The sequence below is a fragment of the Vibrio sp. YMD68 genome, from assembly GCF_029958905.1.
Classification (GTDB): Bacteria; Pseudomonadota; Gammaproteobacteria; order Enterobacterales; family Vibrionaceae; genus Vibrio.
The window spans coordinates 1,387,256-1,400,160 of record NZ_CP124614.1; the positions used below are offsets into that span (position 1 = coordinate 1,387,256).

The 12,905-nt window shown below is 44.3% G+C and carries 10 protein-coding genes; 3 read left to right on the forward strand and 7 right to left on the reverse strand.

The window, feature by feature from the left end:
* Positions 1-193: 193 nt before the first annotated feature.
* Positions 194-1,585, forward strand: a complete 1,392-nt coding sequence (locus tag QF117_RS12565; protein WP_282389232.1) for a diguanylate cyclase — start codon at positions 194-196, stop codon at positions 1,583-1,585.
* Positions 1,586-1,654: 69 nt separating this feature from the next.
* On the opposite strand, the gene cydC is transcribed toward QF117_RS12565, so the two are convergent.
* The 4 genes from cydC to QF117_RS12585 form a co-directional block, all read right to left on the reverse strand.
* Entirely contained in the window at positions 1,655-3,376 is a 1,722-nt protein-coding gene (gene cydC, locus QF117_RS12570; protein ID WP_282389233.1) for a cysteine/glutathione ABC transporter ATP-binding protein/permease CydC, read from the reverse strand.
* Positions 3,369-5,156, reverse strand: a complete 1,788-nt coding sequence (gene cydD / locus QF117_RS12575; RefSeq protein ID WP_282389234.1) for a cysteine/glutathione ABC transporter permease/ATP-binding protein CydD — start codon at positions 5,154-5,156, stop codon at positions 3,369-3,371. Before cydD ends, cydC begins: the two co-directional genes overlap by 8 nt.
* A 278-nt stretch (positions 5,157-5,434) precedes the next feature.
* Positions 5,435-6,397 (reverse strand): thioredoxin-disulfide reductase, encoded by a 963-nt coding sequence (gene trxB / locus QF117_RS12580; RefSeq protein ID WP_282389235.1) that lies wholly within the window; start codon positions 6,395-6,397, stop codon positions 5,435-5,437.
* Between the two features lie 379 nt (positions 6,398-6,776).
* Positions 6,777-7,601: a DUF2797 domain-containing protein gene (locus QF117_RS12585; protein ID WP_282389236.1), complete on the reverse strand. Its 825-nt coding sequence runs from the start codon at positions 7,599-7,601 to the stop codon at positions 6,777-6,779.
* 224 nt (positions 7,602-7,825) lie between these two features.
* On the opposite strand from QF117_RS12585, the gene QF117_RS12590 reads away from it, so the two are divergent.
* Positions 7,826-9,133, forward strand: coding sequence for a GGDEF domain-containing protein (locus QF117_RS12590; RefSeq protein WP_282389237.1), 1,308 nt, complete (start codon positions 7,826-7,828; stop codon positions 9,131-9,133).
* Between the two features lie 32 nt (positions 9,134-9,165).
* Here the strand turns inward: QF117_RS12590 and QF117_RS12595 are convergent, their stop codons facing one another.
* The 3 genes from QF117_RS12595 to QF117_RS12605 all read right to left on the reverse strand — a co-directional run bounded on the left by QF117_RS12595 (position 9,166) and on the right by QF117_RS12605 (position 12,000).
* Positions 9,166-9,936 carry an ElyC/SanA/YdcF family protein gene (locus tag QF117_RS12595; protein WP_282389238.1) on the reverse strand — a complete coding sequence of 257 codons (771 nt, stop codon included), beginning with the start codon at positions 9,934-9,936 and terminating at the stop codon, positions 9,166-9,168.
* On the reverse strand, positions 9,909-10,232 hold the full coding sequence (locus QF117_RS12600) for a DUF3392 domain-containing protein (protein WP_282389239.1): 324 nt from the start codon (positions 10,230-10,232) through the stop codon (positions 9,909-9,911). The genes QF117_RS12595 and QF117_RS12600 overlap by 28 nt, the downstream gene beginning before the upstream one ends.
* A 79-nt stretch (positions 10,233-10,311) precedes the next feature.
* Positions 10,312-12,000 (reverse strand): NAD-dependent malic enzyme, encoded by a 1,689-nt coding sequence (locus QF117_RS12605; protein WP_282389240.1) that lies wholly within the window; start codon positions 11,998-12,000, stop codon positions 10,312-10,314.
* A 508-nt stretch (positions 12,001-12,508) separates the two neighbouring features.
* Between QF117_RS12605 and QF117_RS12610 the strand changes: the two genes are divergently transcribed.
* Complete coding sequence (locus tag QF117_RS12610; protein WP_282389241.1) at positions 12,509-12,886, forward strand: transporter; 378 nt, start codon at positions 12,509-12,511, stop codon at positions 12,884-12,886.
* Positions 12,887-12,905: the final 19 nt, after the last annotated feature.

Here is a 12,905-nt window from a genome sequence, read left to right on the forward strand (position 1 = left end):
GAATTTCAAATACAACCTTTGTCCATTGTTTGTGTCTTATCGTAATTGTGGTGTGTTTCTCAATTGATTTTCAAATTTTGGCCATCCAAACTGGACGCTTTATATAATTAATCAATAAGTTGGCAATGAAGCGGTATGTGCTAAGGTTATAGCATACTTATTTTCAATATCGCACGTTATTCAGAGAAGTGTTATGCCCAATAAGCCCACGGAACAAGTCATGGACAGCTCGCTATTGAGCAAGGTATTTGAACACCTAGATCAAGCGGTTATCATCGCCTCTTTGGATAGAAGGATCCTTACTATCAATCGAGCAGCAAGTGATCTTTTTGGATATTCTCTCGATGAGGTCATCAATCAAAGTGCGGAAATCTTATACCCAAATCGTGAAGAATATTTACGGTTGGGTGATTCTCGCTACAACCCAGAGATGAACACGTCAGAATCTTCGATACTCGTTGACTACCAAACCAAATTTGGAAATGGATTCATTGGAAAAACCTCTGGCGGAGTCATCAAAGATGAACAAGGAAATAACCTTCTCATTGTGTCAATGATATCGGATGAGTCGGCCTCGCTAGCGGCTGAAGAAGCGCTTAATAAACTTCATTCGATCACTTCTTCTCGGCAATTGGATTTTCAACAATGCGTTCACGCCATCCTCCAATTAGGGATAGACTTGTTTGGCTTACCTATCGCAATATTCAGCCAAATTGATGGTAACAAATACGTCATCAAACAAGCGATTCACCCAGAAGATGGATTAGAAACCGGCATGAGCTTTGAGCTTTCAGGAACGTATTGCAGTCACGTTTATAAAGCCAATGAAGTGCAAGGGTTTAACCATGTTTCGAAAAGTGAAATCGCGACACACCCATGTTTTGTGGCGTTTGGTTTAGAGTCTTACCTCGGAGCACCCATATTTGTAGATGGGGAACGTTTTGGTACTTTGAACTTTTCAAGCCCAACCCCTTGCCGTCCCTTTATCCGCCAGGATTTTGAGTTAGTGAAATTGTTCTCGAACTGGGTAGGTCATGAAATTGCGAGGGAAAACGATTTACGCGCTTTAGAAGAAGTCAGTCAGAAAATGGAGTCTATTGCGAATACGGATGTACTCACGCAGCTGCCTAATCGACGATTTTCAGAAATCAGACTGCTAGAGCTCATCGAGCATTCTCAGTGTCATGGCAATCATCTTTCGGTCGCTATCATCGATTTTGACCATTTTAAAGATATTAACGATACCTACGGGCATTTAGTGGGTGATAAGGTGCTGCAATTATTTGGCGAAATAGCCCGTTCATTCAGTAGGAAAACCGATTTTATTGGGCGCTGGGGTGGAGAAGAGTTCATTGCTGTGTATTCATCGACAGATACTCAAGCCGCTTCCAAAGTTTTGCAACGCATTATGTCCCAGCTTAAAAATTCTAATCTAGATGCCTTGCAGGCAGGACTGAAGCTAACAGTCAGCATTGGCCTAACGTCATTAAGAGTAGGTGATGATATTGATGTCATGTTAACCAGAGCCGATAATCTTTTATACAAAGCGAAAGATGATGGCAGAAATCAGATCCAACATGATTAAAATGCTGCTAGAAAAAGCGAGCCACATAGGCTCGCTCTTTAAGGTTTACTCATAGTGGTTGATCGAGCGCTAGAGTGTTTGAGTCAGCTTGAAGTAACGTCCGCGCTGCTCTAATAACGTTTGATGACTGCCTACTTCAACGATTTCTCCTTGCTCAACCAAGCAAACTCTATCCATCTTATGTAAATTAACGAGCCTATGGGTAACAAACAGCACCGTCTTACCAACAAAATGCGATTCGAGTAAGTCCATTACTTGTTGTTCTGTTTGCTTATCTAGCCCTTCGGTGGGCTCATCCAGTAGTAGAATGGGTGCATTATGTAAAATAGCACGAGCGATACCGATTCTACGTTTCTCACCACCAGAAAGTTGTCGTCCACCGTCACCGAGCCAAGCATCCAGCCCTAAGTCTTCCAGCAACTTATCTAACTGTACTTGGTTTAGTACGTTCGACAGAGTGTCATCATCGGCGGATGGATTGGCCATGAGAAGATTGTCTCTAAGTGTGCCATTCAGGATGTCGACTCGCTGACTGACTACCGAAATAGAAGATCGTAATTGGCTTTCGTTCCATTGAGTGAGGGGGAGCCCAGCGATAGAAATATGGCCTTGCTTAGGATCCCAGTAGCGATTTAGCAGCTGTAGCAAGGTAGATTTACCGGAGCCTGTTTGGCCGACAATCGCGATTCGCTCATTACTCGCGATATCGAGATTGATGTTATTCAACACCGCTTGTTCACTACCTGGGTATTGAAAGCTGATCGATTGAAACTGAATAGAGTAGGCATCGGGTAGAGCCTGTTTTTCTGAGGAAAAGACAACGTCAGGCTCAGAGAGTGTCACTTCATTAAGACGTCTTGCCGAGGTGAGTGTTTGACCTAAGTGCTGAAACGCGCCCGCTATAGGCATAAGTAGCTCAAAGCTTGCCATTGTGGCAAACGCTACCAATGCAATGAATGGGTCGGGTGGATTGCCTCCTACACCATCCGCAGATAGCCAGACAACCAACACCAACGTCCAACCGCTGGCAAGCATGAGAGCCGCCTGAGCAAGCCCTGCGAAATGTGCGTTGAAAAACTGGTTCCGAATCAATTTATCTTGAGCGCTTAAAATAGCGTTGCGATATTTTTCCTCAGCACCAAATAAAGTGAGTTCACTATAGCCTTCAATCCAATCGAGAGTCGCGATACGAAGGGTTGCTTTGTTTTGGGTGAGTTCTTGCCCATTCTGCTTCCCGAGCTTGTAAAAAAGAATTGGCCAGGTGCACAGCAGTAAAAGCAGAATTGAGCCGAGCGTCAGCCCTAAAGTCAGATCAAACCAGCTTAAGAAAGCGGTGAGCGCTGCGATACCAAAAATGCCCACAACCACAGGGCTGATTAAACGCAGGTACACGTGGTCCATTGCATCGACATCGGAAACCAGACGATTCAATAAATCAGCGTCGCGAATGGCGGATATTTTTCCAGGTATAAGAGGTGCGAGCTTCTTGAAAAAGAAAATACGCAAATCAGTCAACAGCTTAAATGTCGCATTATGACTGACGACCCTTTCCCCCCAACGCCCAGCGGTTCGGCTCATTGCAAAGCCCCGCACAAAGGCACCGGGTAACATGTAGTTAAAGGTTTCGCGAGCAACGGTTAACCCCGCGACAGCAGCCGCAGACAAAAACCACCCAGAGAGAGTCAGTAGTCCGATAGAAGCAAAAATAGTGGCAAAAGCCAGCACCATTCCAAGAGATAGCCCAAACCAGTGCTTTTTATAAAGTTTCAAATAAGGAAGAAGATCACGCATCTAAATTACCCTCGTTTGATTGGCTAAGAGCTTGGTTGGAATTCAGCATGGTATGGAACAGTCCGTCATTTTCTACAAGCTGTTGATAGTGACCGGACTCAACAATCAAGCCCTCACTCATCACGAGTATTTGATCGACGCGTTTAAGCGGTTCGAGTTGATGCGTCACCATTAAGGTGGTTTTTCCTACTGTTTGGCTATGTAAGCCTTTTGTTACTAGGCGTTCACTTCGCGCATCAAGGCTAGCTGTAGGCTCGTCGAGCAGCCAAAACTGTCCGTCTTGAAGCATGGCTCGAGCAAGAGCGATACGTTGAGCCTGGCCTACAGACAAGCCACCAGAACGGTCAGAGACAAGATAGTCTAAACCGTGGTTATCGACAAATTCAGCAGAATAAGAATCTTCCAGAACTTGAGTTATCTTCTGCTCTGATACGGACTCATTACCTAAAGTCATGTTATCGCGTATTGAACCGTGTAAAAGTAGCGGGTTTTGTCCAACCCAACTGATGCATTTTCTCCAACTGGAATGGTCAACTTGGCTCAGTTCGACTCCGTCAATAGTGAGGCTGCCTTGATAAGGCATAAAGCCTAATAGGGCATTCACTAAGGTGGTTTTCCCTGCGCCACTTGGGCCAACAAGCGCGGTTTGAGACGTCGAGTTAAGTTCAAATGATATTGGCCCGACGAGTTTTTTACCGTCTGGACTGAATATTTCTAGGTTGTGAGCGGTGATCGAAATAGGGTCACTGCCCTTAACTTTTGTGTCGCCAGACTCAACTTGGCTGACGTCGGTCTCTAGAAACTCAACAATGCTCTCAGCGGCACCTACTGCTTGCTGCTTAGCATGATAGTAGGTGCCCAAATCTCGTAACGGTTGATAAAATTCAGGTGCCAAGATAAGAATAAATAACGCTGCGAACAGAGTGACACCGACACCATAGTGGCCAAAGTTCAACTCACCAATAAAAGCAAAGCCGAAGTATACGGCGGTAACCGCAATCGAGAGTGAGGTAAAAAACTCAAGAACAGCGGAGGATAAGAAAGCAATTTTTAACACTTCCATCGTGCGCACTCGAAATACTTCAGATGACCCTTTTAACACGTCGGTTTCTGCTTGAGTTCTATCAAACAGTCGAATCGTGGTCATGGCTTGCAAACGATCATAAAAATGTCCAGATAAGCGCTGCATTGCTTTGAAGTTTTTTCTATTGGCTTCAGCGGCTTTCATTCCAACTAATGCCATAAATATGGGTACGAGCGGTGCTGTGATTAAGAAGATGAGGCCCGCTGCCCAGTTTACCGGAAAAACGACCACCAAAATGATGAAAGGAATCATCACGGAAAGAGACATTTGGGGAAGGTAACGAGAGAAAAAGTCCTGCATATCTTCGACTTGTTCTAGTAGTAACGTTGCCCAGGATCCCGCTGGCTTTCCTTTGATATAAGCAGGCCCGAGTGCACGCAGTTTGTCTAGGATCAACTGACGGATATAGATGCGAATTTGTTCACCACAGCGAAAACCTGCGATTTCTCTGCCCCAAGCGCAAATGGCTCGAAGTGCAATGGTGGCGGCAAGTGCGATAAATTGTGGAACGAGCTCACTTTTATCAACGTGATCCATAATAAGTTGACTTAAAATTGTCGCGAGAAGAGCGGCTTGAGCCAACAAAAAAACACTTGAAAGTACGCCAAGGCCAACAGTAATCATAAGCCAGCGTTTTGCGAGCTTACTTTGCTGTTTGAGCCATACATTCAGGCTCCGTTGCTTTTTCTTATCCATATGAAAACTTAATGATAATTATTATGAATTTTAGAGACGCAGTATACAAAAGAAAGCCCAAAGGTAATACCTCTGGGCTATAATTCTCATCATCGTAAATAACGGGCCATCCTAGCGTGTTAAAATACTCGATAGTTGCGTCAAAACTTTTGATTGTAGAATAACGAATTATCGAAAAATCTCGCCTGACTATCCAGCCTTTTTCCTACGCTACTTCTGACCACTTACTGACTGCGATGGGTACTTCTTTTGAACCAAGGTGAATCAATTCCGTTCCGCTATGAGCGTTCAGATAACCCATCTAAGTATCGTTCGGCATCAAGAGCTGCCATACAACCTGTCCCTGCAGAGGTAATCGCTTGACGATAGTTATGATCCATCACGTCTCCAGCGGCAAAAACACCTTCGACACTGGTTTGGGTCGCATTGCCGTTTAACCCAGAGTGAACGATGATGTAATCGTCTTTCATATCGAGCTGATCTTTGAAGATCGCAGTGTTAGGTTGGTGACCAATCGCAATAAAGACACCCATGACGTCAAGTTCTTCAGTTAAGTCGGATTGCGTATCTTTGATTCGTACGCCTGTCACACCCATGTCGTCGCCAAGAACTTCATCTAATGTACGGTCGGTATGCAGGAAGATGTTGCCGTTCTCGACTTTATCCATCAAACGTTTCACTAGAATTTTTTCAGAACGGAAGGTGTCACGACGGTGAATAAGATGAACTTCCGCAGCAATATTGGACAGGTATAGCGCTTCTTCTACGGCAGTATTCCCACCACCGACCACGGCGACTTTTTGATTCTTATAGAAAAATCCGTCACAGGTCGCACAGGCTGAAACCCCTCGGCCTTTAAACGCTTCTTCGGATTCTAGCCCCAGGTACTTTGCAGACGCACCCGTTGAGATGATCAAAGCGTCACAACTGTACTCGGCACTGTCGCCTTTTAAGCGGAAAGGGCGCTGGCTTAAGTCGACTTCATTGATGTGATCAAAAATCATTTCGGTTTCAAAGCGTTCAGCGTGCTCTTTCATACGCTCCATTAGAGCAGGACCCGTTAGCCCTTCTGCATCACCTGGCCAGTTTTCAACTTCTGTCGTGGTTGTGAGTTGCCCACCTTGCTGCATCCCAGTCACTAATACCGGGTTAAGGTTTGCACGAGCAGCGTAAACTGCGGCAGTGTATCCAGCAGGACCGGATCCAAGGATTAGAAGGTTACAATGTTTCACGTCGCTCATTCTTGCTCCAATGCTAATGATCGAATAGTTATTGATATGATTGTATTGAAGATATGGGGACAAAGAAAGGACAAACAAGCCTGCTACTGTGATTAACCGGTTATTGGTGAGAAAATGATCGTCAGGGAGGAGGTGGCTTTCTTCATATGGAGCATGAACGTGAAATAGAGGTAACGTCTAGAAGAAATAGAGACGTTAGTTAGGGCTGTTACTTGGTAGAGATGCACTCATTGATCATGGGTGTGCTCATTATCCGGATAGGCGAGCCTCACTCTAATAGTTCAAAAGATAAGGCTCGCTTAAGTAAACGGTATGCATCGAGTGATGTAATCCCGCTATTTCTAATTAGGCTCTTGCTTGGGTTAGGCGCTTTCTCTAATTAGATGCCTAGTTCAACTTCGTAGGATGTGAATTTTCGAATGTTAATGACACCCGTATCAAAAATAAGGTATTGGCCCTTAATCCCTTTCAAAACGCCAGTCACTTCGGGATTCTTATCAAAGTTATGGGATGTTATTTTTACAGGATGTTCAAGCACTGGGTAGCTCAGTGATGTGATCTCTCCATTGAGTACTTCTATTGAATCGTCACCGTACTGCTGTTTTATTTCATCGATTTTCGATTGCACTAATGGGAGCAGTTCTTGGAAATGTTGCTCAAGTGGCAGGTCATCACCATCTTGTTTCAGCAATGTTCGCCAGTTTGTTTTGTCACCGATGTGTTTTGCTAGCTCAATTTCAATGAGCCCAGAAATATGACGAGTTTTCACTTTGAATATTGGAAGTCCCTGTGTGGCTCCTTGATCAATCCATCGTGTTGGGATTTGGCTATGACGAGTAATGCCCACTTTGATACTGGATGTATTAGAGAGATAAACAAAATGATCAACCATACAATTCTCTTCGCCCCATTGAGGCTCTCGGCATGTGCCTTGTTCGTAGTGGCATGTTTCTGGCTTCATAATACACATATCGCAACTCGCCAGCTTTTTCATACAAACAAAGCAGTGACCTTGCGAGTAGCTTTTCTTGGTTTTCTTGCCACATGAACTGCAAAATATATTACCAGTATGGGTAAGCGTAATGGTTTTTCCAATATACGGGTTGAGATCGACTAAGTGGTCTCCTAGTGGCAATTGATAGCTGACTTGCTCCATTAAGGAAGCTGACATTTTCTTTAATGTACCGGTTACGGTTGCTGACATGACATGGCTCGTCTTTTTATGATTTGTTACTCATTCTAACAAACAAAAAGTGATTTAATAAAATGCCAATCATCTAAAGTAGAATATACTTATATTACGGTATCAAAGAGATATCGTTATTTGCGCACCATGAGTTTCCTGCAAAGCGGATCGGGTCGAACCCTTAGATTCTATGCTTGGAAGTTTTTGATTTCTCCAATGAGCTATGGGGTGAACACCAAAGCATGAACTTCGTACATAAATCGGTACTTTTTATGGTCGTGGTGACTATATCTACGGTTCAGCTGTACCTTATGTATGGCGATGGCCGAGTCAAAACCATTTCGCCAAGCATGTACGCATTTTTACCCACCAGTGACGCTTCTAACGGGGGGCTATCTACTTCTGAAGTGACGAGCGCTGGCAACTCCGCTGTGTTGACCTGTGAGATTAAAGAAAGCGATTATCCTTGGCCTTATTGTGGTGTTTCAATTCACTTAGACCCTAAAGCGGAGAACGGGCTCGATTTTTCCGGCTACCATACGGTCAGGCTAGATGTGGATTTAGTGAACTTAACGGATAAGTCTCATCCCAGAATGCGTTTTTACATGCGTAATTTCAACCCGGAATATTCGAGTGTCGATGACGAATATACGCATAAATATAATGGGATAGAGTACTTGCCAATCGAGGGGCAAGGTATTATTGAGATTCCGTTATACAGCTTACAAGTGATGACGTGGTGGTTGGTGGATAATAATATTCCAATTGCACACTCCGCCCCAGAGTTCTCGAATATCAACAAGATAGAGTTTGCCACTGGGTCGGAGACGGCCTCTGGTCAGTACCAAATGACGATCCATGAAGTGTCACTCGTCGGCGAGTTTATCCCAAGTGACCAGTTATTCATCTCATTGTTATTGATGTGGGTAGTGGGTGGGAGCTTACTTTCTTTGAGTGAAATACGCCGCAATCATAGGTTGATTAATCAGTCGACGGCAAGACAAGAACACTTGAAAAATATCAACCGCACCTTAAGAGCTCAAAACTTTCAATACGCTGAGCTTGCCCACCGTGATGCTCTCACGGGGGCAATGAATCGTCATGCCATTCGCGACTGGCTTAAGGTCCAGTCGGAAAAATGCTCGAATGACAACGACTCTGTTGGCATTCTTTATGTTGATATCGACTATTTTAAGGCGGTAAATGATCACTACGGTCACAGTATCGGTGACGATATTCTGCGTGAGTTTGTTATGGTGATCTTTAGCGTCATCAAACAAGAGCATCGATTGGTTCGCTGGGGAGGAGAAGAATTTATTGTTTTTTGCTCTTCGATAAGTCAAACGGACACGATGGAATTGGCTGAACACATTCGCCACTGTGTCGAAAACCATATATGGGTCCATGGTGATCCATTGACGTGCAGCATTGGTGTGTCGATGTTGACCAATGAACGTTCAACAGAAGCCATCGCAAGAGCCGATGAAGCACTCTATCTGGCAAAGCATTTAGGTCGGAATCGAGTTCAGTTTATCGCTGGGAATGAATAGTCTGTTTCACTTGAAGTCATCTGTTTTATTCTTTATTTCGATGAGGTTGTCTCCAATGACGAACTGTTTTCTGGTGGGCCTTCTAATTCTCGGCTGTTCACAATAGGCTCTTTAGGGCCCAAAAATTTCGGCTGAGTATTGATGATGTAGAGGTCGAGAAATGCCTTTGCTCTTGCAAACACCTCTCTAAGCCGAACTTTGACTCCCCAGTGGTTTTTGGGGCCAGACACGGCAAGACAATGGGCATTGATCTTATGGTGCTCTGCAATGAAGAGTGCGCGTTCACAGTGGAACCTTTGTGTGATGATAAGAAAATCGTCACTATCAAATATCATCCGAGCTCGTATGACGGAGTCTAAGGTTCTAAATCCGGCGTAATCAAGATGAATATTACGTTCAGGTATCCCTGCTTTTAACAAGTCACGCTTCATTGTCCATGGCTCATTATAAGAGCGATGAGCGTTGTCACCGCTCAGCAAGAAATCGTCAACTTTACCCTGTTGAAACAGTTCAATGGCTGCATTTATACGGTGCAGGTAGTAGTCATTGAGTGTTCGCCCTAAGTACTTACTGGTGCCTAACACGACGGCAACGTCATAGTGCTCGATTGATTGGCTGTTTGAAATGATGGAATCAGAGGTACGCCAGCTAATCCAACGATCAATAGAAATGAGCAATAACGCGATCAAGGTAATAGCAAGCACGCCATAACGAAATACCTGGAGTGATAACCGCCAGGAAATCCGGGTATGAAGGTTATTGATTAATCGCACGATCAAATTTGTCGATTCCGTTGAGCCCATAATCCAATAATAATAAAACTGATTAGAACGGTAAAAAACATCATACCAGAGTTCAGGCCAGAGAGTGTGCGAGATAGATAAGGCGTTGCTTTTACGATGAAAAACCCGTAACCAAAGGCGTTGACCAAAATAAAGGCTAGCGTTCGGAGAATAAAGTGATGTGGGCGTAGCAAGTTTCTAAGGACTCGGTTTATCTCTGAGCCAAATACGACGAGTGTACAGGCAATCAAAGCCGTAGAGACTTCATACATATAGGGGTTTAGATAGCGGCCGAGCGGCGCTAACAAATCAAACATAGGGACCTCAAAGGAAAAACCTTGCCTAAGCATCTTATTTTTGAGTTAGGCAAGGCAACAGTCGATTAAAATGAATCGATTAAAATGCAGTTCTCTTATAACGGCGATATACAGGTTGCCAGAAATGTTGTTCAATTGCTGATTCAATGGCTTCATCTGTGATTTCTAACGCAACACCTTGTTGTATTGCTTTTTTAGCAACAGCGAACGCTATTTTCTTCGATACCGAGTGGATAGATTCCAGTGGAGGAAGCAGAGCACCTTGACCATTGATCGCAAGTGGCGAACATTCGGATAATGCGCGGCTTGATTCCATTAACATTTCGTCAGTAACGCGTTTAGCACTTACTGCCAGTACCCCTAACCCGATGCCCGGAAAGATGTAACTGTTGTTACACTGAGCGATAGGGTAGGTTTTTCCATCGTGTATGACGGGATCGAAAGGACTGCCCGTTGCGACTAAAGCTTCCCCGTTCGTCCAGCGAATAATATCGTTTGGTGTTGCTTCGACACGACTGGTTGGGTTGGATAGTGGAAAGACAATCGGGCGTTCGCAATGCTTGTGCATCTCTTGAATAACTTCTTTACTAAATAATCCCGGAGCCCCTGACACACCGACCAGTACTGTTGGTTTGGCATTAACCATGACATCCAGTAAAGAGAACGCGCCGTTTTCTGTTTTCCAGTCTTTTGTGTCGGCATTCTTCTGTACCAGACGTTGCTGGAAGTCGAGGAGATTTGGCATACCTTCTTGCAATAAGCCCCAGCGATCAACCATAAAGACTTGTGAACGAGCTTGCTGGTCGCTGATGCCCTCAGACACCATTTGGGCGATGATTGCTTCAGCAATACCACAACCGGCTGAACCTGCCCCTAAGAAGGTGATTCTCTGCTCAGATAATTGACTGCCAGCCGCTTTACACGCTGCTAGTAAAGATCCCACGGTGACTGCCGCGGTTCCTTGAATATCATCGTTGAAGCAACAAACGCGATCTTTATATCTTTCCAGTAAAGGCATGGCATTCTTTTGCGCAAAATCCTCAAATTGAATCAAGGCATCTGGCCAACGTCGTTGAACGGCCTGCATAAATTCTTCCACAAATTCTGCGTATTCTTCACCTGTAATTCGAGGGTTTCTCCAGCCCATGTACATTGGATCCGCAAGTCGCTGCGGGTTATTGGTACCAACATCCAGTACGATAGGTAAGGTGTACGCAGGGCTAATACCACCACAGGCGGTATAAAGAGCCAGTTTACCAATTGGAATACCCATCCCTCCAATGCCCTGATCTCCTAGACCAAGAATGCGCTCACCATCCGTCACCACAATGACTTTTACGTTATGGTTGGTCGCGTTGTTAAGCAGGTCATCAATGCGGTCTCGGTTGGCATAGGAGATAAAGAGCCCGCGGCCACGACGGTAAATATTCGAGAAATTTTCACAGGCAGCCCCCACAGTCGGCGTATAGATGATGGGCATCATCTCGGATATGTGGTTTTGAACCAATCGGTAAAAGAGCGTTTCATTGGTGTCTTGGATGTTACGAAGGTAGATATGTTTATCCATATCACTTTCAAAACTGGTGTACTGCTGATAGGCACGTTCAACTTGTTCTTGAATGGTTTCTGTACTTTCCGGAAGAAGCCCCTCAAGGTTAAAAGAGCTTCGTTCGCTCGCAGTAAATGCACTGCCTTTATTGAGCAATGGCGTACTAAGAAGCGCTGGCCCAGCGTAGGTAATATAGAGGGGGCGTTTATCGATTTTCATTGTGTGCCTATTGTAGGGTGGAGGGACTACAAAATGATAGGGTTAAGTTATCTTATTGTAAATAGAACACTGGATGCTGACTCGCGAATTCAACCATGTTAATGGAAAATATTGATACAAATGCGTTTATTTGAATAACATGAGTATCTTAGGCCATTCATGTCTTAGCCTGCGGGTCATCATGCATCGATTCTAATTGACGCGATTTAAACTTCCTTCCTACAACACTCGTATCAGTCTGCAATATTACTACTCTAACAGTAACCATCAGCATTGATATTAAGTGATCTATCACTATTCAGGGCACTTTAATTTAGGTTGGAAAATATTAACTATTAGGGTGTGACTTGATTGTTTCATGTACATCATTTGTTACATAGTTGGTTTTTATATAGCCATTTGTCCTTTGTTTTGGCTATAACAGACCATTCCTTTATATCCTATTGATATAGTCAGGCGGTTGCATGATATTAAGTAAACGCAGAGCGGTTAACTGAATGAGAATGCAATGGATAAACAGGAAGAACAGTGCATAGTTTTTGACTATACGTCTTTTCTTGGCGCGTCATGCACGAAAACATGGACGTTCGTTGAAGCTTTAAGGGCGCTCGCTCCGACATTGACTCAGAAACTCAGTGGCACAGAGCAACCACGGATGTCTGTCGAGGAACGCTTGTGGGCGTCTGCATTACAATCCTTATCTCCAAGCTATAGCGATGAAGTTAATCTGTTGACACTGGTCGAATTGGCCAAAGAAGAGGGGATAGATCAACTTAAAGTCGTGATGCCTTACTCTTTAGAAAAAGAGCAAATTGAGGCGATACAGCAACAATGCCAGTTTGCTGTTACTAGCCAGCAGCAAGAAGAATTTATATTGCACTTCTAACGCCAGTGTTAAGCTAACG

Excerpts from the sequence above, each read along its gene's own strand:
- QF117_RS12565 (WP_282389232.1), top strand. The coding sequence starts at position 194 with ATGCCCAATAAGCCCACGGAACAAGTCATGGACAGCTCGCTATTGAGC.
- cydC (WP_282389233.1), bottom strand. The coding sequence starts at position 3,376 with ATGCGTGATCTTCTTCCTTATTTGAAACTTTATAAAAAGCACTGGTTT.
- cydD (WP_282389234.1), bottom strand. The coding sequence starts at position 5,156 with ATGGATAAGAAAAAGCAACGGAGCCTGAATGTATGGCTCAAACAGCAA.
- trxB (WP_282389235.1), bottom strand. The coding sequence starts at position 6,397 with ATGAGCGACGTGAAACATTGTAACCTTCTAATCCTTGGATCCGGTCCT.
- QF117_RS12585 (WP_282389236.1), bottom strand. The coding sequence starts at position 7,601 with ATGTCAGCAACCGTAACCGGTACATTAAAGAAAATGTCAGCTTCCTTA.
- QF117_RS12590 (WP_282389237.1), top strand. The coding sequence starts at position 7,826 with ATGAACTTCGTACATAAATCGGTACTTTTTATGGTCGTGGTGACTATA.
- QF117_RS12595 (WP_282389238.1), bottom strand. The coding sequence starts at position 9,936 with ATGGGCTCAACGGAATCGACAAATTTGATCGTGCGATTAATCAATAAC.
- QF117_RS12600 (WP_282389239.1), bottom strand. The coding sequence starts at position 10,232 with ATGTTTGATTTGTTAGCGCCGCTCGGCCGCTATCTAAACCCCTATATG.
- QF117_RS12605 (WP_282389240.1), bottom strand. The coding sequence starts at position 12,000 with ATGAAAATCGATAAACGCCCCCTCTATATTACCTACGCTGGGCCAGCG.
- QF117_RS12610 (WP_282389241.1), top strand. The coding sequence starts at position 12,509 with ATGGATAAACAGGAAGAACAGTGCATAGTTTTTGACTATACGTCTTTT.